This window comes from Paramagnetospirillum caucaseum (genome assembly GCF_000342045.1).
GTDB lineage: Bacteria > Pseudomonadota > Alphaproteobacteria > Rhodospirillales > Magnetospirillaceae > Phaeospirillum > Phaeospirillum caucaseum.
Map to the genome: position 1 here is coordinate 1 of NZ_AONQ01000063.1, position 26,798 is coordinate 26,798.

Below are 26,798 nucleotides of genomic sequence, written 5' to 3' on the forward strand. Positions count from 1 at the left end.
TCGATGATCCACTGGCGCAGGGTGGATTTGCGGGCCGCGACCTGAAACCCCAGGCGGAACGAAGGCAGGCGGCACTTGGCGCGGCCCATCAGGTAGTAGACGCGGCGGGTGAAGCGATCCTCGTCCGAGCCGAAGATGTGGCGGGCGATCTGGGCCGCGCCGATCAGCAGATCGTCGGCCAGGGCGTCGGGGGCGGGGGCGCTCATTATTTGCGGCCTCCGGCGCGGGGCGCGGACGCCTTGCGCTCAACTTGGCGCTCACGCTCCAGCAGCCAGGTGCGGATGCTGTCAATACGGTACATGACGCGCTGGCCGACCACCGTATAGGGCGGGGACTGGCGAAGCTGGCGGTCGCGCTGGGCGGTGCGCACCGAGATGCCGCGCTGGCGGCAGTATTCGTCCTCGTCAATGTAGCCGAGGAAGATGTTGGTTTCCGCCGGGGCGGGGAGAGTGTCCGTCATTGTCGATTCCCTTCATGCCTAGCGGCGCAAAGCCGCGTCGGCAATCCAGATATCGACAGGAACACTTCCCCGACATTGGTGAGGGAATCGCCTTCTCTAGTGAGCGGTCGAGGCTCAGTAGTCAGGCACTTGGAACCGGTGCGCGATATTCCATGGCGGCCCGCAGGAGTACGCCGTCCAGCGGGGCCGCCTTGCGGGGGGAGTTCGGCCAGGGACGATATTCGGGAAACGTCCAGGTTTCGTCATGGGGGAGGAGTGGTTGTCCCTTGGTCCGAGGCGGCTGGTAACGCAGGCCGAATTCCAAATATGCTTCCGCTTCGGACAGGAACAGGAGGAATTCCTCGTTCAATTCCTCCTCGATCAGAACTGCGGATTCCTCCGGCGATTTGCCCATCATCATCGCTTCGAGGAACAGGTCGAACAACGCGGCGCAGAAATGGGCCACCGGCTTATAGGTCTTCCAGGCCCGCCGCAGATCATGGCTGTTGCGGGGCACCATGGGGAGGTGGACCCGCTCAAGGATGAACACCGCCTTGTTGATGCTTGCACCGCCGGGAAGGTCGCGGTGGTGGGTGGCCATGCGACGCACCAGGGCCAAGATCAGCCCGGCGGCAAACCAGTCGCCCAGGCGGCTTCCCATATCCGCCGTAAACGCCTCGAACCCTGGGGCCGCCGCGACGGTGCGGTATCCCCCAGCTTCGGCGAACCACCCGCCAAGCTGTTCGACGGAGGCATGCCAATCCTCGGCGTGCTCGATGGCCTCGATCGTGTCCTCCCAGCTTTCTCCGGAAGCGGGGTCGGGGAGGTTGGCTCCGGCTTCCTCCAGTTCCGCCAGATGCATCGACATCACCGTGGCCATGTACTGGCGTCGGCGGGCCTCGTCGGCGGGCCATGCCATCACCGTGCGGACCATCAACTGCGCACGGTACAGGGCGCCTGGGCCGAGCAGCATGCCATAATCGAGAATAGGCATAGTGTTCTCACTTTGTTTCCGTGCGGGCAGTATGCTTTTTCTCTCCCGCCATGTCGATGGTTTTGCCGACATGGTCGGCGGCGGCCCGCAGCGGCTCGTCGTAGAGGTGGGCGTAGCGCTGGGTGGTCTGCACCTGGGTGTGGCCCAGCATGGCGCCGATGATCGGCAGCGACGCGCCGCCGCTGACCAGCAGCGAGGCGAAGGAATGGCGGAGGTCATGGATGCGGGCGCCGGTGATGTCGGCCGCCTTGCACACCGCCGCCCAGGACCGCTTGACGTCGGTCAGCGGCTGGTCGCCGCCCTTGCCGGGGAAAACGTATGGCCCCTCGGCGGTTTCTCTGATCCGCTTCAGCAGCGTCAGGGCGTTGGCCGAGACCGGCACCCGGTGTTCCTTCCGCTGCTTGGTGTGGGCGCTGGGCTTGGTCCACACCCCGGCATCCAGGTCGAACATCTCCCAGGTGGCCCCCAGCACCTCGCTCTTGCGGGCGCCGGTCAGCATCAGCATGCGGATGGCGTCGGCGGAAACAGGTTCGTGGTGGGCCGCCAGCGCCGCCGACAGCCGGGACAGTTCCTCGGGCGACAGGTAGCGCTGGCGCTTCTCCTCCGGGTTGCGCAACTGGCCCGAAGCGGGATTCTTCTCGACCCATTCCCAGCGGATCGCCAGATTGAAGGCGCGGCGTACCACCTCGATGACGCGGTTGGCCCGCACCGGCGTACCGCGCTGGGTGGTGATGTCGCGGTGCAGGGCCTCGATGTCGGTATGGGTGACGTCCGTTACCTTGTGCTTGCCCAGGATGGGCAGGACCAGCTTCTCCCACATCATGGTCTCGTCGGCCTGGGAGCGGGCCGCCTTGCGCGGCAGGTGGTCGCGCTTGTAGCGGTCCCACATGTCGCGCAAGGTGGGGGCGGCGCGCTCGGCATGGCGTTCGCCCATGGGGTCGCGGCCCAGGTCCACTTCCCGCTTCAGGTTGCCGGCCTCGGTGCGGGCGGCCGCCACCGACCAGTCGGGATAGCTGCCGATGGTGATGCGCCGCTGGCGCCCGCCGATGCGGTAGTCGAGAATGAAGGACTTGGCACCGCGATTGGTGACGCGCAGCCCGAATCCCTTGACGTCGGCGTCCCAGAAGAAGACCTGGGGGCGGTCCCCAGCACTGGCCCGTTTGGCGAGGGCATCTGTGAGACGTTCTGACATGGCCGATTTTCCTGTCAACACTGTGTCAACACACCGTATGGTGCCGTTTGACGTGACATTGCGTCGATTTACAGAGGACATCAACAGAAAAGCGCGGAAATGCAGGGGCTACAGGAGGGCGGCGAAAAATATGTCAACGGATCAAGGGCCTAGATATAGGTCGGCACATGGCTCATAACCTGAAGGTCGCAGGTTCAAATCCTGCCCCCGCAACCAAATTAAGCCGCTAACTCAATGAGTTAGCGGCTTTTTGATTCCTTCGCCAATCCCCCGAAATCCCGAATGGTAGCACCCAGGTAGCAGGGCGGCGCGAATGAATGCGAAAACACGACATGGCGTCGAATGGATTCTACGTCATATGCCGACATGGTCTCCCCACCGTCGCGTGTGATACGATCTAGCTCATCGATCACCGCGTTTTGTCTTCGTCATGAATGAGTCCGTTATCCGTCAGAAAATTGCCCGGCTTCGCGCCGGCAAGATGCCCCGTGTCCTCGACTTGTTCTCGGGCTGCGGTGGGCTGTCGCTAGGATTCCACGCGGCCGGATACGAGATTGCCGCTGCGGTGGAGTTTGACCGTGACGCGGCCAAGTCGCACGGGACCAATTTCCACAAAGGTGCAGCAGCTCACTGTCTGGCGCGCGATATTACCACTACACCACCGGCCACGCTAACCTCCGCCCTTGGCCTGGGCAAGCCGGAGTCAGCTTTCGACATCATTGTCGGTGGGCCGCCCTGCCAGGCGTTCGCCCGGGTCGGCCGGTCCAAGTTGCGTGAGGTGGCCGATCATCCCGAGGCGTTCCGGCATGATCCCCGCGCCCGGTTGTATATCGACTATCTGGACTACGTCGATATCTGCGTGCCGGTGGCGGTAGTCATGGAGAACGTGCCCGACATGCTGAACCACGGCGGGCACAACATTGCCGAGGAGGTGGCCGAAGTTCTGGACAGCCGGGGTTATGCCTGTGGCTACACCCTGCTCAACTCGGCCTTCTATGGCGTTCCGCAAATGCGGGAGCGGATGCTGCTCATCGCCATCCACCGGGAACTGGCAGGCGAAGTCCATTTGCCGGAGCCAACTCACTGGATCGACCTTCCTCCAGGTTATGAGGGTTCGCGGGCCGTGGCACTAAAACTGCTGGCGAACACCGATAATTCCGCCGGAGAGAATCATTATCTCCCGGCCATTGACGCCCATCCCAAGAAGGGGGCAAAGGCGGTTACAGCCGAGGAAGCCCTGAAGGATCTTCCTGTCATCGACGCTCGCGCCCAAATGAAGGACGGTACCCTGAAACGGGGGGCTCGTCGTTTCGATGTACCGCTTGCCTATGGGGGGGCGGACAAACAGACCGGCTATGCCAAGCTGATGCGGGAATGGCACGGATTTACCGGCAGGGACAAGTTGCTTGACCACGTCATCCGTTATCTGCCGCGTGACTACGAATTATTTGCCCGATTGAAGGCCGGCGACCAGTATCCCGAGGCTTTCAAATGCGCGGGGCTGATGTTCGAGGAGGCGCTGGCCCGGCTGGACAAGCGGCCCCGTAAGAATTCCGCCGCCTGGAAAGCGCTGCGCGACAGCATCGTCCCGCCCTATGATCCCGGCAAATTTCCCAATAAGTGGCGCAAGATGGAGCCGGACAAGCCGGCGCGGACCCTGCTGGCCCATCTCGGCAAGGACGGCTACAGCCATATCCACTATGACAGTGCCCAGGCGAGGACGATTTCGGTACGAGAGGCGGCCCGGCTTCAGTCATTCCCTGATGGCTTCGTGTTTTGCGGCACCATGAATCCGGCTTTCCGCCAGATCGGCAATGCGGTGCCGCCGCTGATGGCCAAGGCAGTGGCTGAAAGTGTGCTGGAGCAGATCAGGGCGGCGCTGTGCGAACCGGGGCGCCTTGCCAAAGTGGCCGGAGCCCGCTGATGAGCGATGGCAAACCGCAGGAACTGGTGATTGTCCGTTCCCTGGCTGAATCAGATCTGGGACTGTTCGCGGCCCATCGGGCAAATCTTCGTGGCAGACAGCGGGCGATAAATATCAATGCCAGCGTGGCCGAGCGCCTTCTCAGTCCGGAGCGGTTCGAAGCTGGTGACACGATGCTGGATTGCATCTGCACGTTTGGCGATGTGGAAATTCGGGAAAAACGCCGTTTGAACAAGTCCCAGAAGAACTGGCGTCTGGGCGGAGCCAAAATCGAGGGAGAGGCCTTCGCTAGGCTGGATTGCAAGGATTTCATGCTGATCCGCTCGCCAGCAGGGAACGACGGCAGCTATCCGGTAACAATTACCTTTATCGCTCGCGTTCACGATCCCCTGGTTCATGCTGGTCTGGCCTCGTGTGTTGAGCGTGTGCTCGAAAGCAGCATGGCCATCTGCGAAGAGGGGACTCCCCGCTTCGAAACCATCGCCCGATACTGCCCGACGCCACCCGCACCGATCCCGCCAGAGCTCCCCTCCGTGCAGGTAAGGCGTCCGACGACTGTGCCCCCCATGCCCCGGCAAACCGCCCCGGAACATCCATCCCGCAAACGTACCATCCGCGAGAAACTCCGCGAACCGCACATCCTGGAACGCATGCTCAAGGTGGCGGGTGACCTGTCGGCCCCTGCCCAGCTTCGTTTCATGGAGACAGTGGAACAGCTTGCTTCGCAGCTTCGCGAGGTTCTGCTGGAAACGGGCGGGATTATCCGTGTCGAGAAAGATCACCCGGCTTTGTGGAAGGCTGTTGCCGGCCGTCCGATTGGCTTCGTCGATGGCGGGCTGGCCAACCTGTCCATGCTGGGGTCTGCTCCCGTCGCTGCCCGCGTTGGGGGCTATGTGGTCACACCCGGCGAGCGGGGGCCGGCACGCGAGCGTTTTACCGTCCTGAAGCAGTTGATCGATGAGCTCTATTCCCACGTCGATGGCGGCGTCTACCAGGACACCTTTCCGGATATCGGCGCACTTCGGGATGCCGCCAGGATTTCCATCGAGGCGGCCGGCGCCGTCCGTATGGTGTGTGAGCAGCCCGATATCGCCTGGGTGATGCTGCACGGCTCCCTGGTCAATCCGGTGTCACGCTATACCGACGTGATGAAAGACGGGGCTATCCACAATAGCTTTCCTGATTTCTCCGACTCCGCCCTGGCCGAGCTTCTGCCTCCCGAGACCGGGCCGCTCAAGGGCCGGGACCGCAACTTCATCAGCGTCCATCTGCGCCAGCTTCAGGCGTTACAGCAGTCTCAGGCGGTCGTCTGTGGCGTGGTAGAACGGGAAAGCACCACGTCCACTGTGAGCGGGGCCGTGCTGAACAGCCTGGACGACCACGCCATCCGCGACGTATTGCCGTTGCCGCCGGACGCATGGAAGAAATGGTTTCGCAATGCCCTCGATCCTTCAGATAGCGGCGACGACATGGAGGGGCAACGGATCACCGATTCGCTGCTGTTTCGTTGCGTTCTCGAGCCAGGCGAAGCGCTGCTGCCGGTCGCCATTGACCGTAACATTATGCGCAAGGCCCCTCTCGCCTGGCAGGACGTGATCGTCAATTACCCCAAACCGGTGGCGTCCTATCTGATGGTCACCGAATGGACCGCGCCGATCCGTATCGAGATGTTCGCCAAGGATGTTGAACGATTCCGGGAGACTGCCGCGTTGATCATGCATTGCGCCCTGCTGCTGCCCAACTATGCATTCCCGGTTGGCCTCGACATCGTCGACAAATTCGCCCGCATTCCCGACTGGATGAGCCGCCCGGTCAATACCCGAACGGCGGTCCTGGCCTTGAAGAGCGCCTTGGATGAGGGCGACACACGGCTGTTCGATTCGCTTCGCCGCATGCTGTGCGGATCGGGGCGGGAATGGCTGCTGCGGCCAGGGATTTTCAAATAGGAAACAGACGGGGCCGGAGAATGCGGTCCGATATGAGCGAGGACACACGGATGGATGGCGGAAGATGTGACGGCTGGAGATCGGTGGGGACGGTGGTCGGCAATGCCGGCACGGGTGAGTTTACTTTCATCCTGCGTCAGTTTCAGGCCCGGGTCGGCGATATCGTGGCGCTGGGCATGGATGTTCCCGACGGTTCATACCAGGACCAGACCCGCATCTATGTCTGGGCGCGGATCACCGATATCCGCCGCTTCAATCCGTTCTTCCCGTTCGAAGCAGCGCAGGAGATTGCCGGCGAGGGCTTGTCGCTGGAAGATACCGTCCTGTCAGGAACTCGCGACCAGCTGGAAGCCAAGGTGGTCATGCCTCGCCTTTCTCGATGGATGGCGTGGTGGCTGACCCCTGCGAGTTCCTCCACTTCAAGATGAAATCCCTGAGCACAATCGAAGCGCGGGAAACATTAGTTGCTTATTTCATAGTAAAATATCAAGCAACATCAATATGTTGATGGTTTTTAATTTCAGATCTCCCCTCCCGAAATCCCAAATGGTAGTGCCCAGGTAGCAGGGTGGTTCGAGCAAATACGAAATACAGTGGGACGGCTTGGCATTTATTTTGAGGATGACACGTCAAAGGCGCGGCAAGCCAATGTGATTGGTTGCGGACTATATGATGCAACTAGTTATGGTTACTTGAGTTAATTGGTATGCGGCGCAATAATCGTCGCAACAGTTCCGTCTCATCTGCCGAGAAGTCCTGGAGTGCCAATGCCTGGGCCTCGTAGGCCCTTGGAATGGCAAGGCTGGTAATGGCTCTGCCCTCGGGAGTGATGGCGAGCAACGTCCCGCGACGGTCCTCGTCCGACTTTTCCCGGGTGAGCCGCGACTGCTTCTCAAGTTTCGCGACGACACGGACCAGGGTCGGCGGTTCCAGGCCGGTTGCGGTGACCAGGTCCCGGAAGCGCATGGGGGAGTCCGAGTGGAGGGCGGCCAGCACTCTCCACTCCGGCAGAGTCAGCCCGTGCTCGGCAAGGACCGGGGTGAACAGGCCGAGCATGGCAAGGTGGGCCTGATGCAGCAGGTAGGGGATGTAATCTTCCAGGTGGAATTTTTTTGGCTTCTCTGCTGTGCTTTCGTTCATTCCATTTGGCCCTGGATTACCCGTTTGTCCACGCATTTATGCCCTATATCCCGCGCCAATGTCCAGGTGGGAGAGGCTGTGTTCTGCCGCAAAACCTGGAGACGTTCAAAAATCCCTTGAACTAAGTTATTCCATATGGAACTATATTGGTGCTGATCAGGGCGCCGATGGACGTTGCGCCTGACGATCACTGGATTGCTCGGGGAGAATGGAATGAGTTCGCTCGGAACCCTGGAAGAACTGCCGCTGGAATATCGGCGGTCGCTGTCTGCCCAGAACTTGGTGCCGCTGTGGCCCAGTCTCAGGAATCTGCTGCCACACGGTAAGCCGACGCGGCGGACCCAGCCGACCCTGTGGCGGTATGCAGAGATCCGGCCTGACCTGATCAAGGCGGGGGAGCTCACGCCCATTGAGAAGGCTGAGCGGCGTGTCCTGGTGCTCGCCAATCCGGGTTTTGGCCCGGATAGCGTTCAGGCGACCGCATCCATCTATCTCGGCCTGCAGCTCATTCTGCCGGGTGAGGTGGCTCCCAATCACCGCCACAGTCCGAGCGCCATCCGCTTCGTGGTGGAAGGCGAGGGGGGATTCACGGTCATCAACGGCGAGAAGTGCCCCATGGGGCGGGGCGACCTGATTCTGACGCCGTCCGGCCTGTGGCATGAGCATGGTCATGAAGGCAAGGGGCCGGTGGTGTGGCTCGATGCCCTCGATCTGCCGCTGATCCATGGATTGGAGCTGTCCTACGCCATCGAGGGCCGCTCGCAAAGCATTCGGAACGAGCCGGATTCGTCGCAGACCCGCTACGTTCGCAATGGCCTGGTGCCCTACGAGGCCCTGGATCGCCAGCGGGCCGCCTACCCCTTGCTGCGCTATCCCTGGACCGAGGTCCGGGCTGCCCTTGGGGGCTTGAGCGGCATCACCCCGTCGGGGCGAGTGGCCCAATTGGCCTACATCAATCCCGAGACCGGCGGCGAGTGCCTGCCGACCTTGGGCTTCTCGGCCCTGATGGTGCGACCGGGCGAAGAGGTCAGCCTGGTCCGTCGATCCGCCTCGGCGGTTCTTCATGTGGTCGAGGGCGAGGGCTCCGCCGAGGTCGATGGTGTCCATCTGAAGTTCACCGAGTCGGACACCTTCGCCATTCCGCCCCACGCGCCGGTGCGCATTGCCAATGCTTCGAGGAAGGTGTCCCTTTTCATGTTCATGACCGACGATGCGCCGCTACAGCGCAAGCTTGGGGTCTACGAGGTTTTCGGCTGAGGAGGTTCACACATGGGTGCTTTGCTTTTCTCTCCCCCCTCGGTCGTCACCGTCGCCGTCGCGGGGTCGGACGCCCTCTTTCCGGTGCGGCGCATCTTCTGCGTCGGGCGGAATTACGAGGCCCACGCCAAGGAAATGGGGGTCGCGGTCGACCGCGAGGCGCCGTTCTATTTCACCAAGGGGCGCGATGCCATCGTGGCCTCGGGGGCGACCATCGCCTATCCGCCCGGCACCAGCAATTACCACCACGAGATGGAACTGGTCATCGCCATCGGCGCCGACGCCTGGAAGGTGAGCGAGGAAGAGGCGTCTGCCTCCATCTTCGGTTATGCCTGCGGCCTGGATATGACGCGGCGCGACCTCCAATTGGCGGCCCGCGCGCAGCAGCGTCCCTGGGATCTGGGCAAGGACTTCGAGGAGTCCGCGGTCATTTCCCCCATCGTGCTGGCGGCCAAGATCGGCCATCCCAAGACCGGCCGGCTGGAGCTGAGCGTCAATGGGACCGTCAAGCAGTCCACGGATCTTTCCCTGCTGATCTGGTCTCCGGCAGCCCTGGTCTCCCATCTGTCGCGCTACTATCACCTGCAGGCGGGAGATTTGATCTACACCGGGACACCCGAAGGCGTCGGTCCGGTTCAGCCAGGCGACGTTCTGGTCGGACGGATCGAGCAGGTCGGTGAAATTCACCTGACGATCGGCACCCCAGAGGCATGAAGGAGGGGAAGATGAGGCTGCATGGCTATTTCCGTAGCTCCGCATCGTGGCGGGTGCGGATCGCCCTTCATCTGAAGGGAATCTCCGTCGATCAGGTGTCGCATCACCTCCGTCGCGGGGAGCAGAGGGCGCCCGACTATCTGACAATCAATCCCCAGGGATTGGTGCCGGCCCTGGAATTGCCCGACGGTTCGGTCCTGACCCAATCGCTGGCCATTATCGAGTGGCTGAACGATGTCTATCCGCGCCCTCCGTTGCTGCCCGATCATCCGGTGCAAAGGGCCAAGGTGCGAGCCTTCGTCCAGGTTATCGCGGCGGATACGCATCCGGTCCAGAATCTGAAGGTTCTGAACGCCTTGCGGCAACTCGGTCATGACGAGACCGTCGTGGAGCGTTGGGCCGCCGACGTGAATATCGCCGGACTGGAGGCTTGCGAGGCGCTCATCGACGGGCAGTCGGGCCCCTATTGCTTCGGAGTCACTCCGACCATCGCCGATATCTGTCTGGTTCCACAGATGGGAAATGCGCGGAGATTCGGCGTCGATGTTCGCCAATTCCCGCGTCTTCTGGAGCGCGAAGCCGCAGCCCTAGTGTTGGACGCCTTCATCATGACGGCGCCCGACCGGCAGCCCGATGCCGAGTGAAAGAGGAGGCGGTCCAATGCTGACCAACATATTCGGCGTCGAGGTTCATTTTGGAGACTGCGATCCGGCGGGGATTGTGTTCTTCCCCAATTATTTTCGCTGGTCGGACGCCGCTTTCACCAAAATGATCGCCTCGGCCGGGCTTGATCCCGAATCCGGCCGGCGGTTCCCCCTTGTCGAAGTCGGGTCGAAATTCCGGGGGCCGACCTCGGTGGGCGACATGCTGCGGATCGTCTCGTCCGTCCGGGAGATCGGACGCAAGACCATCAAGGTTTCCCATGACTTCTTTCTCGGCGACGACCTGATCGTTGAGGGATGGGAAGTCAGGGTGTGGCGCAATGCGCTCGACAATGATCCCAAGAAAATGAAGGCCGAGGCCATTCCGGAGCCGATCGTGAAGGCTTTGGAAGGCGCGGGTTGAAGCCTGCCATCACTCGGCTGATTGCCACTAGGAGGACGTGACCATGAAGATCAAGATCGTTGGGGCCGGTCCCGCCGGCCTGCATTTCGCGGCGTTGATGAAGCGTGCCGACCCGTCGCACGACATCACCATTTACGAACGTTCACCGCGTAATGCCACCTGGGGATTCGGCGTGGTCTTTTCTGATCGTGCGCTGGAGTTCCTGCGGGCGGACGATCAAGAGCTTTACGACTACCTGACGCCTCATTTCGAAAGTTGGCCGGATATAACCATCGTTCACAACGATTCGCGGATCCCCATTGCCGGCAATGGCTTCACCTCCATCGGACGGCTGGAGATGCTGACCCTGATGTATGCCTTCGTCGAGAGGCTGGGCATCAGGATCGAGTTCGAGACCGAGAAGACGTCACTGGCCGAGATCGGCGAGGCCGACCTGATCGTCGGCGCCAATGGGGCATTTTCGTGGATCCGTCAGGAGAACGAGGCCAAGTTGGGCACCACCATCGACTGGCGTCCTAATCGCTTCATCTGGTACGGCAGCACCAAGCCGTTCAACAGCCTGACGCTCACCTTCCGCAACACGGATGCGGGTGTCTTCTGCGCCCACCATTACCGCTATGGACCGGATCGCAGCACCTTCCTGGTCGAGGTCACGGACGATACCTGGCACAAGGCCGGCTTCGAGGGCATGAGCCCGGAGGATACAATCGCCTACTGCGAGCGCGTCTTCGCCAAGGACCTGGAGGGCCACAAGATCCTCTCCAACAACTCGTTCTGGCGCCAGTTTCCCGCCGTATGGAACGAGACCTGGAGCTTCGACAACGTGGTGCTGATGGGTGACGCCTTGCGGACCGCGCACTTCTCGATTGGATCGGGAACGCGGCTGGCCATGGAAGATGCCATCGCCTTGTACAAGGCCTTCCAGGAAAAGGGCGGCGACGTTCAGGCAGCTCTGGTCCGCTACAAGGAACTGAGATTGCGTCCGATGAAGTCGATCTGGGACGCCGCCAATGTCAGCATCCGGTGGTACGAGGAAATGGACGAGTTGATGAAGATGGACCCCGTCGACTTCGCCTATTCCTACATGACCCGTACGGGCCGGATCGATCATGCCGAGGTCAGGCGCCGGGATCCGAAATTGGCTGAGGCTTATGAGAAGCGTCACGGCATTAATGGATAAAGGGGGCGTAAGCCCCCTTCTTCGTTTCCGGTCCTTAACTCAGGGCAGAAGCTCCGCCGAGTTCTCGAAGATCCTGGTCAACATGGCATAGAGGGTGTCGATCTCTTCCTGGGAAAAATCCTTGAACGCCGTCCGCTCGAATTTCAGAGCCCAGGGAATCAGGGTTTTCGTCACCTTTCGCCCGCTTGGCGTCAGATTGACCACCACGGTGCGGGCATCCAGCTTGCTCCGCTCGCGGGTGATCAGATCCCGTTCCTCCATGGTGACCAGAAGGCGGGACAGGGTCGATTGCTCGATGGTCGTATCGACGATGATGTCGCTGACCTTCAGCTCACCATGATGCCAAAGCACCGCCAGCACTCGCCACATGGGCAGGGTCAGATTGAAGCGCTCCAGCTCCTTGCTGAACGCGGCGGCGAGTCTGACGCCCGTCCTATTCAGGTGGTAGGGGAGGAAGCGATTGAGGTCGAACATTGTCTGCCATGGACGTGAATAGGGAAATTGCCTAGAGGGCTAATGCCACGCGCATCTCAAGTTTCCAAGCAGAATGAGAGAATGCCAGGGATTACTGAAAAAAGGTGGCCGGGCCAGGGGCCCGGCCTCAGTGGGCTCGGTGGGAGACTTCCCGCGAAAGTGCGTGGCGGGAGTACGGACTGCCGGAGAGCCAATTCGGCGGCCGGATTGAAGAAGGTCTATGGCTGCGGGGCGTTGACGGTGATGCCCTTTTCCTTGTGAAACTGCGCCAATGCTTCCTGGTAGGCCTGGATTTCCTCGACCGGAATGGCGGAGCCGCACTCGTAGCAGGTGTTGGTCTGACGATCAAACCAACGGCATCCGCATTCATTGCATCCCAGTTCCAGGCCGCCTCTCGGGTTGCGGAAAATCATGGGACCCTCCGTTGGCCGCTATTTCCTGGAGACGTAGTAGCCAACGCCGATGAACACATCATCGACCTTTTCCAGGTACATGATCTTGTTTTCGATCGTCTGTTGCACGGGATTGGAAAAGGCGAATTCAACCCAGCCTGAACCGGGGCCCTTGGCGATCTTCAACTGCTCTTCGACGAAATATTTTCCATCCGCGTCGCGGAGACGATTGACATCCTTGCCATTGAAAACGGCAACCTTGGCGTGCTGACGCATGATGCCGTCCAGGCCGATCACCACGGTGAACAGATCCTTGGGCTGGAACTCGTCACCTTGAACATTGAAGGCCGCCAGGGCCTTTTCCGAACCGGCCGAGCGGTAGAGGGCGACGGCCTTCTTGACCAGGGCGACGGCCTCATCCTTTGTTCCCCGCTCGACGGCCGAGGCCGGGAAAACGGCGAACGTGCAGACGATGAGCGCCAGGACGCGAAGCATTCGAACAAGCATTTTGACCTCCCTTTGATTCTTGTATTGGTACGTCGGACTCAGCGGCAGGCTCCGGCGAAGGCGACGCCCATGGATTGCAGGACGTCCTCGTATCCGGCATCGAGCAGCTCGCATTGGCGTTTGAGCACGTAGCAGACAAGATTGCCGCGTCGGACCAGACGTTTGAGCACGGGGAGGGCGTCACCCTCCAATTCCCCGGAAATCTCGGTCATGGCCTCGTCATCGCCGACCAGCAGCACGTCGACGCCGGCATCCCGGTAGCCGGGAAACGGTCGGTCGCCCGCCACCAGGCGACCGCCCACCGCTTCCCAGACCACCATGGCAGCGCCGGGCCGGTTGACGTCGGCCCTGCGCGCGATGCCGATGCGGCACCCATCGTCCAATTCACCGAACAGGGTGCTGTGGCGATCCAGCAGCCCCTGCCAGCGTGAAGGAGACGGAAGCGCCGTCATATCCGGCAGCCCAGCCGGTAGCCGTCCTGGATGGCGGCGCCAAGGCCCCGCGGCGTGATGGCGTCGCCGCAGGGATGGACCTCGTCCACCATCCATTCGAAGGCATGGACCAGATCCTGGGCGGGGACCGCCGGAGAGGCGGCGATGATCGTGTCGGCGGGAAGCACGCGCGCCACGCCCTTGCCATCGATCACATGGACGCCCTCCCGGTCGATCTTGATCGCCTTGGCCCCGGTCACCGACGGAATGCCAAGTTCGTCCACCCAGGCGGTATGACGCCACTTCCACGACGGCATGACGTCGCCGGCCAGACGCTTGTCGGCCTCGACGATGGTCACGTCCATCTTCTGGGTCGCCAGCGATTCCGCCAGGGTCAGGCCGACCTTGCCGCCGCCCAGGATGACCACCCGGCCGCTCGGCGTTCCACGGCCACAGGCAACCTCCACCGCCGCCAGCACTTCGACGCCGTCCTCGATGGGCGGCAATTGCGCCCGATCGAGCCGGGCCCCGGTCGCCACCACCACCACGTCGTAGACGTGCAGCAGTTCGCGCATCAGCTTGGGATCGACGGCGGTGTTGAGCTTGACCTCGACGCCCAGCCGCTTGGCCACCGTCTCGTAATAGCGCAGCACCGACAGCATGTCGTCGCGATTGGCCATGTCGTTGGAGGCATAGCCCACCAGGGCGCCGCCGATACGGTCGTTCTTGTCGTAGACCGTTACCGTGTGGCCACGCTGGGCGGCGGTGAGAGCGCACTCCATTCCGGCCGGGCCGGCGCCGACCACCATGATGTTCTTCTTCACCGCCGCCGGGGTGATGGAATATTCCGGCTCGACCTCGTGGCCCAGCGCCGGGTTCATGGTGCAGGTGTAGGGCAGGTCACGGAAAAGCCGCGACAGGCAGTTGAGCGAGCCGACGCAGCGGCGCACTTCGTCCATGCGGTCCTCGGCCGCCTTGTGCAACATCTTGGGATCGGCCAGCAGCGGGCGGCAGACCTCCCAGAAGTCGAAGATGCCGTCTTGCAGGCATTGGTCGGCCATGGCCGGATTGGGCAGACGCTGGCCGAAGGCGATGGGAACGTTGGGCAGCAGTTTCTTGGCTCGCTCCGACAGATAGTTCCAGTGCCCCGGCTGGATATCGCGGCCAATGGAGGATTCGGGGGCTTCCTGCCAGCCGACGGTGACGCTGATCATGTCGACGCCGCAATCGGCGGCCTGCTGCATCAGCTCGAAGCACTCGTCCTCGGAATTGCCGCCCCACTTGTCCATCAGCTCGGCGCCGTTGAGGCGCACGATCAGCGGGTGGTCCGGCGTCGCCTGCTTGATGGCGTCGATCAGCTCACGCATGAAGCGACCGCGATTCTCCAGCGAACCGCCGTATTCGTCGGTGCGTTGGTTGGTGAACCTGGAATTGAAGGTCGCCAGCAGGTAGCCCATGAAGCTGGTGATCTCGGTGCCGTCGAAACCGGCCTTGATGGAGCGCACGGCGGCTTCCGCATGCTCCTTGATGGTCTGCCGGATCTGGTCCTTGGTGATCTCGCGCGGAGCGCGGAAGTGGGGCAGGGTCTGGGGAACGATCGACGGCTGGATGCAATAGCCGAGATCGATGCCGCCGTAGCGGCCGGCATGCAGGATCTGCTGGATGGCCATGCCGCCATTGTCCTTGATCATCCGGGCGATCATCTCAAACTGCGGCAGGAACTTGTCGTCGAAGATGGCGACCTGGCGGAAATACGCCTTGCCCTCGCCCAGCGGGTCGGGATAGGCCCCCTGATTGGTGATGATGCCGCACCCCGTTTCGGCGATCACCTTGGTCCGGGCCAGCTCGCGCGGCGTGATGAAGCCGTCGCGGGTATTGTAGTTGGAGACGCAGCAAGCCCCGTACTTCACACGGTTCTTGATCTGCCGTCCTGCGAATGTGGTCGGTGAGAACAGGGTCTTGAGCTTAGCTTCACCCGGACGTGTCATGACAGAAGCCTCCTAAGCTTGATTATTTTCGGTCGCCAGATGGGCGGTGACCGTTTCACGCAGATTGCGCCGCAGGATTTTTCCCGCCGGCGAGAGGGGAAATTCCGGTACGATCTCAAGCCGTTCCGGCAATTTGAACTTGGCGATGCGCTGCGCCAGCAGGAATTCCTTGAGCCCTTCGAAGCTCAGGTTCTGATTAGGCTTCAGAGTGACGAAGGCACAGGCCTTCTCGCCGAAGACCTTGTCGGGCATGGCCACGACCGCGACACCGTGAACGGCGGGATGCTTGAGGATGTAATTCTCGAGTTCATCGGTGCTGATCTTTTCGCCGCCCCGATTGATGAGGTCGTTCTTGCGCCCCTCGGTGACGACATAGCGGCCAAATTTGCGCACGATGTCGCCCATCCGGTAGAAGCCGTCGGCGGTGAAGGCCTTGGCGTTGACCTCTGGCGCGTTGTAGTAGCCGTGAATGGTGTAGGGGCCGCGGACGATCAGTTCTCCGGGTTCTCCGTCGGGAACTTCCTTGCCGTCGAGGTCGATCACCCTGATCTCGTCGTCGTCGCAGATCGGCGCACCGGAACTGTTGAGGATCTTGTCGTCGGGATCGTCGAGGCGGGTGAGGTTCAAAAGGCCCTCGGCGGTGCCGTAAACCTCCTGGAACTGACAGTCGAGGCGCTTGCGCAGGCGGTCGCGCAGTTCAGGCGATAGGCGGGCGCCACCATTCTGGACGACCTGCAACGAGCTCACGTCGAACTGGTCGAGCTTGGGATCGTTCAGCCAGTTGACCACCAGCGGAACGGCGGCGGGAATGGCGGTCACCCGCTCGGCCTGGACCAGGGTGAACACCGTTTCGCAATCCACCTTGGGGGCGATCACTACCCGTCCGCCCTTGCAGAGCGCGCCCAGCGCGCCGGGTGAACCCAGCGTGTAGTTGTGGGCCAGCGGCAGGGCTGCCAGCAGGACGGTATGGGGGCCGAAGCCGGCGATTTCCGCGCTGCGCTTGAAATTATAGATGTAGTCGTTGTGGGTTCTGGGAATCAGCTTGGGCAGCGCGGTGGTGCCGCCGGATAGCAGCATCAGGACCACATCCTCCGGATCGAGATTGATGGCCTGGACGGCATCAAGATCGGCCTGGGTAGGCGGTGTCCGCAGCAGCGACGTCAGAGAGGTCTGCCCGTCCAGCGCTTCGCCCAGCACCATGATCTGCTTAAGCGACGGGACCTCGGCCTTGACGGTTTCGGCCATGGGGCGGAAGTCGAAATCACGCACTCTCTCCGGGATGAACAGGGCCTTGGCGCCGGAGAAGGAGGCGAAGTGGGTCAGCTCTTCCTCCCGATGAGGAGGCAGTGCCATCACCGGAATGACACCGATCCGGGTCAGGGCAAGGAAGACGGAAAAGAAATCGGCGCCATTGGGCATCTGGAAGACGACGCGGTCGCCCTTGCGAAGCCCGAGCCCGTAGAAATGGGCGGCCAGCCGGGTGCTGTCATCCCACCACTGCCCAAGGGTCAGGCGCTTCGCCCCATCGATGACGGCGACATGATCTGGGCGTGCCTTGGCCAGCTCCTGGAAGAATTGCGGGATGGTCCGGTCATCCCAATACCCCTTGGCGCGATAGGCGCGCGCAAGCTCATCCGGCCACGGGGTGCAGCCCTGCAACATGACGTCCTCCCTTGTTTGTATGAGCAGCTTGGCTGCCCTGATTTGCTGGGATTATTAAATGCAAAATCATAAAATGCAACAGCATTAAAAAGGGAGGCATCTTCCGCGCCGCAGCATCAGCAATGCAGCGTTTTTGAGGAGTGTGCCTGGAATGGTGTGGCGCCACATAATAAATGCGATTGCATTAAATGGAAAATCATGAGAACGTCCAGCCATAACGCCGCGAGGGGTGTCCTTTCAAGCGGCGACAAAATGGGCAGCCAAAATTGGTCTGCCCTTCGGGATGCGAACGTTAAGGGAGGTCGGAATGACCAGGATATCTCGCCGCAGCGTGCTGCAGGCCGGGGCTGCCTTTGCAGCTGCCGGATTGGTGCCGACTCGCTTTGCCATTGGGCAAACAGCGAAGGTCCGTGTTGGGTTGATGCTGCCCTATTCGGGCACCTATGCCGCGTTGGGTGAGGCGATCACCAGCGGCTTGAAGATGGCCGTCAACGCCCGTGGCGGAAAGCTGGGGGGGCGTGAGGTCGAGTACATTCTCCTGGACGACGAGTCCAATCCTGGCAAGGGACCGGAGAATGCCAGCAAGCTGATCGCCGGCGACAAGGTGGATTTCCTGGTGGGCACGGTCCATTCCGGGGTTGCCATGGGAATGGCCAAGGTAGCCACCGATACCGGCGCCATGCTGATCATCCCCAATGCCGGCGTGGGGGCCGCCACCGGGCCGCTCTGTGCGCCCAACATCTTCCGCACCTCGTTCAGCAACTGGCAGCCGGCCTATCCCATGGGCAAGGTCGCCTGGGATCGCGGCATGAAGAATGTCGTCACCATTTCCTGGAAATACGGTGCGGGCGAGGAGCAACTGGGCGGCTTCGAAGAGGGCTTCACCCAGCTGGGAGGCAAGATCGTCAAGCGGATCATGCTGCCGTTCCCCAACGAGGAGTTCCAGGCGAACCTGACGGAAATTGCTTCGCTGAAGCCCGATGGCGTGTTCGCCTTCTTCGCCGGCTCCGGCGCCCTGAAGTTCGTCAAGGACTATGCCGCCGCCGGCTTGAAGTCCATCCCCTTGATGGGGACCGGCTTCCTGACGGATGGTGTTCTGGCCGGACAAGGCGCGGCAGCGGAAGGCGTGTTGACGACCCTCCACTACGCCGATGCCCTCGATACGCCGGAGAACAAGAAGTTCAGGGCCGAATTCAAGGCGTTCTCCGGCAAGGAAGCTGACGTCTATGCGGTGCAGGGCTATGACAGCGGCCAGCTTCTGGCCATCGGCATGGATGCGGTCAAGGGCGATACGGCTGCTGGGTCAAGGGCTGCCCTGATCGCCGCTATGGCGGCCGCCGAGATCAGGAGCCCCCGTGGTGCCTTTACCCTGTCCAAGGCCCACAACCCGGTTCAGGACATCTATCTGCGCCAGGTGAAGAACGGGCAGGAAATCGTGCTGGGCGTTGCGCACAAGGCCTTGGCGGACCCCGCCAAGGGCTGCAAGTCCGCCTAGTCGATTACGGACGGAAAAGCCTTGCCGGAAGCGGCGGGCTTTTTCTCCATGCCCTGGGGGCGCTGCGATGGATATCTGGTTCTTCCTGATTCAGGTGCTGAACGGGATTCAATACGGGCTCTTGCTGTTCCTGGTGGCCAGCGGGCTGACCCTGATTTTCGGCATCATGGGCATCATCAACCTTGCCCATGGATCCTTCTACATGCTGGGGGCCTACCTGACCTTCTGGCTGCTGCAGTCGGTGGACAGCCTGCTTCTGGCCATCGTGCTGGCGCTGCCCATTTCGGCGGTGGTCGGCTACCTGATCGAGGCCTTGCTGGTCCGCGTCCTGTATCGGCGGGACCACCTGGATCAAGTGCTTCTGACCTATGGCCTGATCCTGATCTTCAACGAGGCGCAACGCATGCTGTGGGGGGGCGACATCCACGGAGTCAAGGTCCCTGCGGCCCTCAACTGGTCCATTCCCCTGACCGATTCCTTAAGCTATCCGGTCTACCGCATCGCCATTTCGGCGGTTTGCGCTGCCCTGGCTGTCGGCATGTATTTTGTCATCCAGCGCACCCGATTTGGAATGTGGATCCGGGCGGGCGCCTCGAACCGCGACATGGTCGCCGCGCTGGGCATCAATGTGAAGCTGCTGTTCGGTGCGGTCTTCGCTCTCGGCGCCGTTCTGGCCGCCCTTTCGGGTGCCATCGCCGCCCCCATCAGCTCCATCGGTCCGGGCATGGGCGATACCGTCCTGATCATCTGCTTCGTGGTGGTGGTGATCGGCGGCGTGGGGTCGATCAAGGGGGCGTTTCTGGGGGCTCTTCTCATCGGTTTGGCGGATACCTTCGGCAAGGTCCTTGCCCCGGATTTCGCCAGCTTCTCCGTCTACGCGGTCATGGCCGTGGTCCTGCTTCTCAAGCCGAGGGGGCTGTTCGCATGAGCCGTCTTCCACGCTCCCTTTCCATTCTGTTATCGGCGGTGATTGTCCTGCTTGCGGCCTACCCCTTTTTCGGCGACGTGCTGTTTCCCAACAAGCACGCCTTCCTGATGCAGAAGCTCACCGGCATCATGATCATGGCGGTCATGGCCATGAGCCTGGATCTTCTGGTCGGTGTCGCCGGCCTGGTCAGCATGGGGCATGCAGCCTTTTTCGGGCTCGGCGGCTACATGCTGGCCATGCTCTCGCCGGAATATTCGGCCGCCAACCTGTGGGTGGTACTGCCAGCGGCGCTGGTCGTCGTCGCCATTGCCTCCGCCATGGTCGGTTACCTGTCCATCCGCACCTCGGGCATCTACTTCATCATGGTGACCCTGGCCTTCGGCCAGATGGGGTTCTACTTCTTCAATGATTCGAAGGTCGCCGGAGGGTCCGATGGGGCCTACATCATGTTCAAGCCCGCCGTGGAGATCCTTGGCGTCTCCCTGCTGAACCTTGGCGACAAGCGGACCCTCTACTATGTGGGGCTAGGCGCCCTGGTTGGGGTCTATCTGCTGCTTCGTCTCTTGCTGGCGTCGCCGTTCGGTCGGGTGGTGAGCGCCATCGGGGTTAACGAGAATCGTGTCCGTGGGTTGGGTTTCGACCCGGTCGCCTACAAGCTGCTGGCCTTCACCATCGGCGGAACGATCGCCGGCCTTGCCGGTTTCCTGGCTGCGATCCAATACGGCTTTGTCAATCCCGCCACCCTGTCCTGGCACCATTCCGGCGAAGCCCTGGTCATGGTGATTCTTGGCGGCATGGGCACGCTGTTCGGACCCGCCATCGGCGCCTTTGTCTTCGAACTGGCGAAGATGGGCTTTGAATCGGTGACCGAGCATTGGCTGCTGCCCATGGGGATGATGATCATCGGCATCGTTCTGCTTCTTCCCAAGGGGGTCGGGGGCTTGCTGCTTCAGCTGTTCTCAGGGCGGTCCAAGATGGAGGGCGGGCAATGAACAGCATGACTTCCGCCGTTCTGGATGAAAGCAAGGTGGTGCTGGAAACCCGCCAACTGACCAAGTCCTTCGGTGGCTTGGTGGCCGTCAACTCGGCGAACTATCGCTTCATCGAGCGCCAGGCCCACGCCATCATAGGTCCCAACGGCGCCGGCAAGAGTACCTTCGTCAATCTGCTGACCGGACATTTCCCCCCGAGCAGTGGCGAAATTCTCTTCAAGGGACAGCGGATCACCGGTTTTCCTGCCCACAAGGTTTCTCGCCTGGGGGTGGGGCGTAGCTATCAGAAGACCAACGTCTTTCCGGTGTTCACCTGCTTCGAGAATTGCCGTCTGGCCGCCCAGGCCCAGCTTCCGACCTCCATGCGCTTCCTGCGCCCGGCGGCGATGTACAAGGAGGTCAACGAGCGGGCCGATTGGGCGCTTGAACTCTGCGGGCTGACATCGCGCCGTGACCGGATCGCCGGTTCCATGTCCTATGGCGAGCAGCGGCAGCTTGAGATCGGCATGGTCCTGGCCACAGGGCCGGAAATCCTGGTGCTTGACGAGCCTCTGGCCGGCATGGGCAAGGAAGAATCCGAGCGGATGGTCGGGCTTCTCAAGGATCTGGCGCGCCGTTTCACCCTGATCCTCATCGAGCACGACATGGATGCAGTGTTCTCCATCGCCGAGGTGCTGACCGTGATGGTCAACGGTACCGTGCTGGAAAGCGGTTCGGTCGAAGCCATTCGCGCCTCGAAGGCGGTGCAGGACGCCTATCTCGGCGACGGAGCGGAGGCCTATTGATGACGACCTTTATCGCCGGCACCGGCCTTCACACCTTTTACGGCTCGAGCCATATCCTGCACGGCATTGACTTTGCCGTCCGGCGTGGCGAGACAGTTGCCCTGATGGGCCGCAACGGCATGGGAAAGTCGACGCTGCTGAAGTCGCTGCTCGGCATCGTCAATCCACGCCAGGGCAAGGTGACCTTGAATGGTACCGACGTCACCGGTGCCGACACCCATGCCATCATCCGCCGGGGGATCGCCTATGTCCCCGAGGGGCGGGGGATGTTCCATAACCTGACGGTTCGCGAGCATCTCATGATGTCGGCCCGGCCCGGAATCGATGGCCGGCGGGATTGGACCTATGAGCGGATCCTGGAGACGTTCCCGCGCCTGGCCGAGCGGCTGGGGAGCCTCGGGACGCATCTTTCCGGTGGCGAGCAGCAGATGCTGGCCGTGGGGCGCGCCCTGATGACCAATCCCGATCTGCTGATCCTCGATGAGGCGACGGAAGGGTTGGCTCCTCTGATCCGGCGCGAGATCTGGCATGTCATCCGGTCCATCAAGGAAACCGGCATCGCCAGCATTATCGTCGACAAGAACGTCAATGTTCTGCTCGGTCTGGCCGACCGGCACGTCATCCTGGTCAAGGGTGAGGTCGTCTACGACGGCAGTGACCTGACGCCCGAATCCGAAATCCTCAAGCGTCATATCGGTGTCTGATGCCCATTCATCACAGTGAAAAGGCGGGGAACATGGCGGTTGATGCCTATCGGTGGATGATGGCTGGCCCCGACCAGCCCATGGTCAAGGTGCCCATGGATCTCCGCGCTCCGGAGGCGGGTGAGGTGCTGGTCGAGATCGCCGGCTGTGGGGTGTGCCATACCGATCTGGATTACTTCTACAACGGCGTGCCCACTAAGCATCCCCTTCCCCTGGCCCTTGGCCATGAGATCAGCGGCCGGGTCGTCGGTGCGGGGGCGGGCGTCGAGTCCTGGATGGGCAAGGCGGTGATCATTCCCGCCGTCATTCCCTGCGGCGCCTGTGATCTGTGCCGGCGCGGCAAGCAAACCATTTGCCGCAGCCAGAAGATGCCCGGCTACGACATTCAAGGCGGCTTTGCTACCCACATCATGGTGCCCTCCACCGGCCTCTGCGAGGTCGATGAGGATCGTCTCGATGCCGTTGGCCTGACCCTGCCGGAAGTTTCCGTCATCGCCGATGCGGTAACCACGCCCTACCAGGCCGCCATTCAAGCCGGAATCGGCACGGATAGTCTGGTGATCGTCATAGGTATCGGTGGGCTTGGCGGGTATTCCGTTCAGGTGGCTGCCGCTCTGGGCGCCAAGGTGGTCGCCATCACGTCGAAGACTGATCCCGGAATGATCGCCGATATCAAGTCATCAGGCGCCTCCCTGGTCCTGAATCTCAAGGATTTTCCGGGGATGCGTGAGGTCAAGAAGGAGATCGGTGCCTTCGCCAAGGCCGAAGGGCTGCGCTCGACCGAATGGATCATCATGGAATGCTCGGGAAGCATCCAGGGGCAGCAGAACGCCTTCGACCTGATGGTCCACGGAAGCACCATCTGCGTCGTCGGCTACATCATGAAGACGGGGGAGTTCCGGCTCTCTAACCTGATGGCCTATCACGCCCGTGCGCTCGGCAATTGGGGGTGTTCTCCCGATCTCTATCCGGGGGCTTTGGATCTGGTTCTCTCCGGCCGGATCGATGTGAAGAACTTCGTGGAATGCCGTCCCTTGGACAGTATCAACGAAACCTTTGTCGCCGTGCATGATCATAAACTCAGCCGCAGGGCCGTCATGGTTCCCGTGCGAGCCTTGGTATGACGGGGCGGCGTTGATCTGAATTTGGCAATTTGGTACCATTTTGCCTCTTTCGAGAGGGTCTTGCTCGATCCGGTCGAGTGACGTTGAACAGCAAAGGATCAAGACAATGGTGGCGAACGCGTTCAGGTGGTTGATGACCGGGGTAGGGCAGCCCATGGTCAAGGAGGCGATGGATATCGGAGCGGTCGCGGCGGGCGAAGTGGTGGTCAAGATCGCCGGCTGCGGTGTCTGCCATACCGACCTCGACTATTACTACAACGGGGTGCGCACCAATCATCCGCTGCCCCTGGCCCTGGGCCACGAGATCAGCGGCGTCGTCCAGGCGGCCGGCCCCGGGGCCGAATCGTGGCTGGGCAAGGCCGTCATTATTTCGGCCGTCATCCCCTGCGGCGAATGCGACCTGTGCAAGCGCGGCAAGGGGACCATCTGCCGGTCGCAGATGATGCCCGGCTACGATATCCAGGGCGGGTTTGCCACCCACATCAAGGTTCCCGCCAGGGGATTGTGCGAGGTCGACGAGGCCCGCCTCAAGAGCGCGGGACTTGAACTCGCCGAGGTTTCCGTCGTGGCCGATGCCCTGACGACGCCCTATCAGGCTGCCGTGCAGGCCGGGATCGGCAAGGGTGACCTAGTCATCGTCGTCGGTTGCGGTGGCGTTGGAGGCTATTCCGTGCAGGTCGCGGCGGCCATGGGGGCCACCGTGGTGGCTCTGGATCTCGATCCGGCCAAGCTGGAGGCCTTGCGGGCTGCCGGCGTCGTCGGACTGGCCCTGAACCCCAAGGATTTCGTGAGCACCAGGGACCTCAAGAAGGAGATCGGTGCCTTCGCCAAGGCCCAAGGTCTGCGCTCGACCGAGTGGATCATCATGGAGTGCTCGGGCAGCGTGCCGGGGCAGCAGACCGCCTTCGACCTGATGGTCCATGGCTGCACCGTGTGCGTGGTCGGCTACACCATGAACAAGGGCGAATTCCGGCTTTCCAATCTGATGGCATTCCATGCCCGTGCGCTGGGCAACTGGGGCTGCCCTCCGGACCTGTATCCCGGTGCTTTGGAGTTGGTGCTCTCGGGCAAGATCAATGTGAAGAATTTCGTCGAATGCCGTCCGCTCGACAGCATCAACGAAACCTTTGCCGCCGTGCATGACCACAAGCTCACCCGTCGGGCCGTTCTGGTGCCTCCGGCATCGTGATCTGTCACCGGCCGCCACCTGTTTCAGGGGGTGGCCGGGCCCATCTGGCATGTCAAAGGGGGACGCATGAACACCGGATACTTTCCCGCCCCGGTCGAAGATCGCTATTTCGAGGACTACGTCCCGGGAATCATCCATCGATTCGGCGAGATATCGGTGGAACAGGCCGAGGTCATCGCCTTCGCATCGCGATACGACCCCCAATCAATCCATACCGATCCCGAGGCCGCCCTCAACGGTCCCTTCAATGGACTGATCGCCAGTGGCTGGATGACCGCCGGCCTGATGATGCGCCTCTACTGCCAGCATTATCTGTCGGCGGTGGCCAGCCTCGCATCCCCCGGAATCGATGAACTCCGATGGCTTCGACCGGTTCGGCCGGGAGACACCCTGTCCATCCAGGTTACCGTCAAGGATGCGCGCCGGTCTCGTACCAAGCCTGATCGCGGCATCGTGACGTCGTATGTCGAGGTCATGAATCAAGCCGACGAGCCCGTCATGACGTTCACCGCCATGAACATGCTCCTTTGTCGCGGCGCGTAGCCAATCCTGGAAACCCAGCACTCAAGAGGGATACGTCAATGCCAACGCCTGAAAGAACGTTGATCAATCATACCATTCCCCTGGCCGAGACCGTCCCGGGCGTGGTTGTTGAGAAGCGGCCGGCCCGCACGGAAAAGGGGGCGTTGTCGAGGGCCTGTTCAATGCCTGGGTCATCATCGACAACCAGAAGCAGTTCAACGCCTATAGCATCGGGATGCTGAAGGCCATCCAGTCGGCGATCAAGGAGGCCTCCGAAGCCCGCGACGTGGTGGCGGTGGTCCTGACCGGTGCTGGCGCCAAGGCGTTCTGCACCGGCGGAAATGCCGTGGAATTCTCCACCTATTACGGTGGCAACTCCCAGGAATTCCGCCGGTTCATGCGGCTGTTCGGCGATACGGTGTCGGCGATTCTCGCTTGCGACAAGCCGGTCATTTGCCGGGTCAACGGCCTGCGCAGCGGCGGTGGCCAGGAACTCGGGCTGGCCTGCGACATCTCCGTCGCCCAGGATCTGGCCATGTTCGGTCAGGGCGGACCCAAGCACGGCGCCGCAATGCTGGGGGGCGCCACCGACTTCCTGCCCGTCATGGTCGGGGCGGAGCAGGCCCTGGCGCTCGGAAGCCTCTGCGAGCCGGTTTCGGCTCACAAGGCCCGGCGGATCGGGATGATCTCCGCCGTCGTTCCCGCCCTGAAGGTGGACGGGCGTTTTGTCCCCAATCCGCTGGTGATTACCGACCGGCTGGTGGACGAGTTCGGCGAAATGGTCCTGGGCGAACCCAAGACCGGCGAGGAACTGGCCAAGGGGAAGGAATTGCTGGCGGCGGGCGAGGTCGATCTCAGCCTGCTCGACGCCAAGGTCGACGCCATCTGTGCCAAGTTCGTGCCGATGTTCCCGGAAAGCCTGTCCAAGACCCTTGAGGAACTGCGCAAGCCCAAGCTCGATGCCTGGAACCGCAGCAAGGAAAGCGGTCGCGCCTGGATGGCGCTCAACATGGCCACCGAAGCGAAGGCTGGCTTCGGCGCCTTTGCAGTCGGGACCAAGGAGACCGGCCGGGAGATCGACTTCATCGCCTTGCGTAAGGCCCAGGCCGCCGCGACGCCGTGGTCGGAGGAGCTGATCGCCGACCTGATGCCCGGACGGCGGGAGTGATGGCGATGCGGGAGATTTTGGTCCATCTCGACGATGGCGAACGCAGTTCCGTTCGTCTCGATATTGCCATAGGGCTGGCCGCCAAGTTTAATGCGCGTCTGACGGGGCTGTTCGCCCGCTGCGAGAGCGATCGATCCAGCGCCGTCGCCCAAAAGCCCAGTGCCTTTCTGACGGCAGTTTGCACAAAAGCTGCCGATGACTTTGCCATGAAAACGGCAGCCTCCTGCATCAGCGCAAGGTGGTGGCAACTGTCCCATGGTGCGCCCGCGCATGTGCTTGGCGAGACTATGTTCTGCGCCCGTTACGCCGATCTGGTGGTCATGGGGCAGCATGGTCCCGATGATAAGTTCATTCCGAAGGATCTGGTCGAGCACACCATTCTCAATTGTGGGCGGCCGGTTCTGGTGATTCCCCGTCATGGCACGTTCCCCACCATCGGCGAACGTATCGTCCTGGCGTGGAATGCCAGCCGGGAGGCGGTTCGCGCCATGGTCGATTCCCAGCCTTTGATGGCCATGGCCCGCTCAGTGGTCGTGTTGTCCCTGTTCGACGCGAAGACCGGAACCGCCACGGGCATGGTTGAGGC

General features: G+C 61.9%; 29 protein-coding genes. 18 read left to right on the forward strand and 11 right to left on the reverse strand.

Features of this window, described 5'->3' with window-relative positions; all coding sequences use genetic code 11:
* The 4 genes from H261_RS17880 to H261_RS17895 form a co-directional block, all read right to left on the reverse strand.
* Positions 1 to 206, reverse strand: a 206-nt coding sequence (locus H261_RS17880) for a hypothetical protein (protein ID WP_008620311.1), incomplete at its 3' end; no start/stop codon positions are given.
* Positions 206 to 460 (reverse strand): hypothetical protein, encoded by a 255-nt coding sequence (locus tag H261_RS17885; RefSeq protein WP_008620312.1) that lies wholly within the window; start codon positions 458 to 460, stop codon positions 206 to 208. The genes H261_RS17885 and H261_RS17880, both read right to left, overlap by 1 nt.
* Before the next feature lie 121 nt (positions 461 to 581).
* Positions 582 to 1,373, reverse strand: coding sequence for a hypothetical protein (locus tag H261_RS17890; protein WP_152426954.1), 792 nt, complete (start codon positions 1,371 to 1,373; stop codon positions 582 to 584).
* Between the two features lie 67 nt (positions 1,374 to 1,440).
* Complete coding sequence (locus H261_RS17895; RefSeq protein ID WP_008620315.1) at positions 1,441 to 2,625, reverse strand: tyrosine-type recombinase/integrase; 1,185 nt, start codon at positions 2,623 to 2,625, stop codon at positions 1,441 to 1,443.
* A 430-nt stretch (positions 2,626 to 3,055) separates the two neighbouring features.
* Between H261_RS17895 and H261_RS17900 the strand changes: the two genes are divergently transcribed.
* Genes H261_RS17900 through H261_RS17910 form a run of 3 tightly spaced genes read left to right on the forward strand, consistent with a single transcriptional unit; the run spans position 3,056 to position 6,923 of the window.
* Positions 3,056 to 4,549, forward strand: coding sequence for a DNA cytosine methyltransferase (locus H261_RS17900; RefSeq protein ID WP_008620317.1), 1,494 nt, complete (start codon positions 3,056 to 3,058; stop codon positions 4,547 to 4,549).
* Complete coding sequence (locus H261_RS17905) at positions 4,549 to 6,495, forward strand: hypothetical protein (protein ID WP_008620318.1); 1,947 nt, start codon at positions 4,549 to 4,551, stop codon at positions 6,493 to 6,495. Before H261_RS17900 ends, H261_RS17905 begins: the two co-directional genes overlap by 1 nt.
* Before the next feature lie 32 nt (positions 6,496 to 6,527).
* On the forward strand, positions 6,528 to 6,923 hold the full coding sequence (locus H261_RS17910) for a hypothetical protein (RefSeq protein WP_152426955.1): 396 nt from the start codon (positions 6,528 to 6,530) through the stop codon (positions 6,921 to 6,923).
* A 250-nt stretch (positions 6,924 to 7,173) separates the two neighbouring features.
* Here the strand turns inward: H261_RS17910 and H261_RS17915 are convergent, their stop codons facing one another.
* Positions 7,174 to 7,635 (reverse strand): MarR family winged helix-turn-helix transcriptional regulator, encoded by a 462-nt coding sequence (locus tag H261_RS17915; RefSeq protein ID WP_008620320.1) that lies wholly within the window; start codon positions 7,633 to 7,635, stop codon positions 7,174 to 7,176.
* Positions 7,636 to 7,848: 213 nt separating this feature from the next.
* On the opposite strand from H261_RS17915, the gene H261_RS17920 reads away from it, so the two are divergent.
* The 5 genes from H261_RS17920 to H261_RS17940 are packed head-to-tail and all read left to right on the forward strand — an operon-like array spanning position 7,849 to position 11,851.
* Complete coding sequence (locus H261_RS17920; protein WP_008620321.1) at positions 7,849 to 8,892, forward strand: cupin domain-containing protein; 1,044 nt, start codon at positions 7,849 to 7,851, stop codon at positions 8,890 to 8,892.
* A 12-nt stretch (positions 8,893 to 8,904) separates the two neighbouring features.
* Positions 8,905 to 9,606, forward strand: a complete 702-nt coding sequence (locus H261_RS17925) for a fumarylacetoacetate hydrolase family protein (protein WP_008620322.1) — start codon at positions 8,905 to 8,907, stop codon at positions 9,604 to 9,606.
* An 11-nt stretch (positions 9,607 to 9,617) separates the two neighbouring features.
* Positions 9,618 to 10,250 carry a maleylacetoacetate isomerase gene (gene maiA, locus H261_RS17930; RefSeq protein ID WP_040476831.1) on the forward strand — a complete coding sequence of 211 codons (633 nt, stop codon included), beginning with the start codon at positions 9,618 to 9,620 and terminating at the stop codon, positions 10,248 to 10,250.
* Between the two features lie 16 nt (positions 10,251 to 10,266).
* Positions 10,267 to 10,671, forward strand: coding sequence for an acyl-CoA thioesterase (locus H261_RS17935; RefSeq protein WP_008620326.1), 405 nt, complete (start codon positions 10,267 to 10,269; stop codon positions 10,669 to 10,671).
* 43 nt (positions 10,672 to 10,714) lie between these two features.
* On the forward strand, positions 10,715 to 11,851 hold the full coding sequence (locus H261_RS17940) for an FAD-dependent monooxygenase (RefSeq protein WP_008620328.1): 1,137 nt from the start codon (positions 10,715 to 10,717) through the stop codon (positions 11,849 to 11,851).
* 39 nt (positions 11,852 to 11,890) lie between these two features.
* Here the strand turns inward: H261_RS17940 and H261_RS17945 are convergent, their stop codons facing one another.
* From H261_RS17945 to H261_RS17970, 6 genes are all read right to left on the reverse strand, one after another.
* On the reverse strand, positions 11,891 to 12,325 hold the full coding sequence (locus H261_RS17945; RefSeq protein ID WP_008620330.1) for a MarR family winged helix-turn-helix transcriptional regulator: 435 nt from the start codon (positions 12,323 to 12,325) through the stop codon (positions 11,891 to 11,893).
* Positions 12,326 to 12,543: 218 nt separating this feature from the next.
* Positions 12,544 to 12,738: a hypothetical protein gene (locus tag H261_RS17950; protein WP_008620332.1), complete on the reverse strand. Its 195-nt coding sequence runs from the start codon at positions 12,736 to 12,738 to the stop codon at positions 12,544 to 12,546.
* A gap of 18 nt (positions 12,739 to 12,756) precedes the next feature.
* The gene (locus H261_RS17955; RefSeq protein ID WP_161625047.1) at positions 12,757 to 13,224 is read right to left on the reverse strand and encodes a cache domain-containing protein; all 468 of its coding nucleotides are present in this window, start codon (positions 13,222 to 13,224) and stop codon (positions 12,757 to 12,759) included.
* Positions 13,225 to 13,262: 38 nt separating this feature from the next.
* Complete coding sequence (locus tag H261_RS17960) at positions 13,263 to 13,676, reverse strand: hypothetical protein (protein WP_008620336.1); 414 nt, start codon at positions 13,674 to 13,676, stop codon at positions 13,263 to 13,265.
* Positions 13,673 to 15,643 (reverse strand): oxidoreductase, encoded by a 1,971-nt coding sequence (locus H261_RS17965; protein WP_040476826.1) that lies wholly within the window; start codon positions 15,641 to 15,643, stop codon positions 13,673 to 13,675. The genes H261_RS17960 and H261_RS17965 overlap by 4 nt, the downstream gene beginning before the upstream one ends.
* A gap of 12 nt (positions 15,644 to 15,655) precedes the next feature.
* A complete protein-coding gene (locus H261_RS17970; protein ID WP_008620340.1) occupies positions 15,656 to 17,305 on the reverse strand; it encodes a (2,3-dihydroxybenzoyl)adenylate synthase in 1,650 nt (549 codons plus the stop codon).
* A gap of 307 nt (positions 17,306 to 17,612) precedes the next feature.
* Here H261_RS17970 and H261_RS17975 point away from each other — a divergent pair, with 307 nt between their 5' ends.
* The 10 genes from H261_RS17975 to H261_RS18020 all read left to right on the forward strand — a co-directional run.
* Positions 17,613 to 18,800 (forward strand): ABC transporter substrate-binding protein, encoded by a 1,188-nt coding sequence (locus H261_RS17975; RefSeq protein ID WP_040476827.1) that lies wholly within the window; start codon positions 17,613 to 17,615, stop codon positions 18,798 to 18,800.
* 67 nt (positions 18,801 to 18,867) lie between these two features.
* Positions 18,868 to 19,728, forward strand: coding sequence for a branched-chain amino acid ABC transporter permease (locus H261_RS17980; RefSeq protein ID WP_008620344.1), 861 nt, complete (start codon positions 18,868 to 18,870; stop codon positions 19,726 to 19,728).
* Positions 19,725 to 20,720, forward strand: a complete 996-nt coding sequence (locus H261_RS17985) for a branched-chain amino acid ABC transporter permease (RefSeq protein WP_008620346.1) — start codon at positions 19,725 to 19,727, stop codon at positions 20,718 to 20,720. Before H261_RS17980 ends, H261_RS17985 begins: the two co-directional genes overlap by 4 nt.
* On the forward strand, positions 20,717 to 21,505 hold the full coding sequence (locus H261_RS17990; RefSeq protein WP_008620348.1) for an ABC transporter ATP-binding protein: 789 nt from the start codon (positions 20,717 to 20,719) through the stop codon (positions 21,503 to 21,505). The genes H261_RS17985 and H261_RS17990 overlap by 4 nt, the downstream gene beginning before the upstream one ends.
* The gene (locus H261_RS17995; protein WP_008620350.1) at positions 21,505 to 22,209 is read left to right on the forward strand and encodes an ABC transporter ATP-binding protein; all 705 of its coding nucleotides are present in this window, start codon (positions 21,505 to 21,507) and stop codon (positions 22,207 to 22,209) included. The genes H261_RS17990 and H261_RS17995 overlap by 1 nt, the downstream gene beginning before the upstream one ends.
* Positions 22,210 to 22,241: 32 nt before the next feature.
* The gene (had, locus tag H261_RS18000) at positions 22,242 to 23,333 is read left to right on the forward strand and encodes a 6-hydroxycyclohex-1-ene-1-carbonyl-CoA dehydrogenase (RefSeq protein ID WP_040476828.1); all 1,092 of its coding nucleotides are present in this window, start codon (positions 22,242 to 22,244) and stop codon (positions 23,331 to 23,333) included.
* Between the two features lie 133 nt (positions 23,334 to 23,466).
* On the forward strand, positions 23,467 to 24,522 hold the full coding sequence (gene had / locus H261_RS18005) for a 6-hydroxycyclohex-1-ene-1-carbonyl-CoA dehydrogenase (RefSeq protein WP_235062976.1): 1,056 nt from the start codon (positions 23,467 to 23,469) through the stop codon (positions 24,520 to 24,522).
* A gap of 66 nt (positions 24,523 to 24,588) precedes the next feature.
* Positions 24,589 to 25,065 carry a MaoC family dehydratase gene (locus H261_RS18010; protein WP_008620359.1) on the forward strand — a complete coding sequence of 159 codons (477 nt, stop codon included), beginning with the start codon at positions 24,589 to 24,591 and terminating at the stop codon, positions 25,063 to 25,065.
* Positions 25,066 to 25,240: 175 nt separating this feature from the next.
* Positions 25,241 to 26,212 carry a 6-oxocyclohex-1-ene-1-carbonyl-CoA hydratase gene (gene oah / locus H261_RS18015; protein ID WP_235062977.1) on the forward strand — a complete coding sequence of 324 codons (972 nt, stop codon included), beginning with the start codon at positions 25,241 to 25,243 and terminating at the stop codon, positions 26,210 to 26,212.
* A 5-nt stretch (positions 26,213 to 26,217) separates the two neighbouring features.
* The coding region (locus H261_RS18020; RefSeq protein ID WP_081608996.1) for a universal stress protein at positions 26,218 to 26,798 on the forward strand (581 nt) is incomplete at its 3' end.

Bases quoted from the DNA above. Each gene is read 5' to 3' on its own strand.
- H261_RS17885 (WP_008620312.1), bottom strand. From the start codon at position 460: ATGACGGACACTCTCCCCGCCCCGGCGGAAACCAACATCTTCCTCGGC.
- H261_RS17890 (WP_152426954.1), bottom strand. From the start codon at position 1,373: ATGGTCCGCACGGTGATGGCATGGCCCGCCGACGAGGCCCGCCGACGC.
- H261_RS17895 (WP_008620315.1), bottom strand. From the start codon at position 2,625: ATGTCAGAACGTCTCACAGATGCCCTCGCCAAACGGGCCAGTGCTGGG.
- H261_RS17900 (WP_008620317.1), top strand. From the start codon at position 3,056: ATGAATGAGTCCGTTATCCGTCAGAAAATTGCCCGGCTTCGCGCCGGC.
- H261_RS17905 (WP_008620318.1), top strand. From the start codon at position 4,549: ATGAGCGATGGCAAACCGCAGGAACTGGTGATTGTCCGTTCCCTGGCT.
- H261_RS17910 (WP_152426955.1), top strand. From the start codon at position 6,528: ATGAGCGAGGACACACGGATGGATGGCGGAAGATGTGACGGCTGGAGA.
- H261_RS17915 (WP_008620320.1), bottom strand. From the start codon at position 7,635: ATGAACGAAAGCACAGCAGAGAAGCCAAAAAAATTCCACCTGGAAGAT.
- H261_RS17920 (WP_008620321.1), top strand. From the start codon at position 7,849: ATGAGTTCGCTCGGAACCCTGGAAGAACTGCCGCTGGAATATCGGCGG.
- H261_RS17925 (WP_008620322.1), top strand. From the start codon at position 8,905: ATGGGTGCTTTGCTTTTCTCTCCCCCCTCGGTCGTCACCGTCGCCGTC.
- maiA (WP_040476831.1), top strand. From the start codon at position 9,618: ATGAGGCTGCATGGCTATTTCCGTAGCTCCGCATCGTGGCGGGTGCGG.
- H261_RS17935 (WP_008620326.1), top strand. From the start codon at position 10,267: ATGCTGACCAACATATTCGGCGTCGAGGTTCATTTTGGAGACTGCGAT.
- H261_RS17940 (WP_008620328.1), top strand. From the start codon at position 10,715: ATGAAGATCAAGATCGTTGGGGCCGGTCCCGCCGGCCTGCATTTCGCG.
- H261_RS17945 (WP_008620330.1), bottom strand. From the start codon at position 12,325: ATGTTCGACCTCAATCGCTTCCTCCCCTACCACCTGAATAGGACGGGC.
- H261_RS17950 (WP_008620332.1), bottom strand. From the start codon at position 12,738: ATGATTTTCCGCAACCCGAGAGGCGGCCTGGAACTGGGATGCAATGAA.
- H261_RS17955 (WP_161625047.1), bottom strand. From the start codon at position 13,224: ATGCTTGTTCGAATGCTTCGCGTCCTGGCGCTCATCGTCTGCACGTTC.
- H261_RS17960 (WP_008620336.1), bottom strand. From the start codon at position 13,676: ATGACGGCGCTTCCGTCTCCTTCACGCTGGCAGGGGCTGCTGGATCGC.
- H261_RS17965 (WP_040476826.1), bottom strand. From the start codon at position 15,643: ATGACACGTCCGGGTGAAGCTAAGCTCAAGACCCTGTTCTCACCGACC.
- H261_RS17970 (WP_008620340.1), bottom strand. From the start codon at position 17,305: ATGTTGCAGGGCTGCACCCCGTGGCCGGATGAGCTTGCGCGCGCCTAT.
- H261_RS17975 (WP_040476827.1), top strand. From the start codon at position 17,613: ATGACCAGGATATCTCGCCGCAGCGTGCTGCAGGCCGGGGCTGCCTTT.
- H261_RS17980 (WP_008620344.1), top strand. From the start codon at position 18,868: ATGGATATCTGGTTCTTCCTGATTCAGGTGCTGAACGGGATTCAATAC.
- H261_RS17985 (WP_008620346.1), top strand. From the start codon at position 19,725: ATGAGCCGTCTTCCACGCTCCCTTTCCATTCTGTTATCGGCGGTGATT.
- H261_RS17990 (WP_008620348.1), top strand. From the start codon at position 20,717: ATGAACAGCATGACTTCCGCCGTTCTGGATGAAAGCAAGGTGGTGCTG.
- H261_RS17995 (WP_008620350.1), top strand. From the start codon at position 21,505: ATGACGACCTTTATCGCCGGCACCGGCCTTCACACCTTTTACGGCTCG.
- had (WP_040476828.1), top strand. From the start codon at position 22,242: ATGGCGGTTGATGCCTATCGGTGGATGATGGCTGGCCCCGACCAGCCC.
- had (WP_235062976.1), top strand. From the start codon at position 23,467: ATGACCGGGGTAGGGCAGCCCATGGTCAAGGAGGCGATGGATATCGGA.
- H261_RS18010 (WP_008620359.1), top strand. From the start codon at position 24,589: ATGAACACCGGATACTTTCCCGCCCCGGTCGAAGATCGCTATTTCGAG.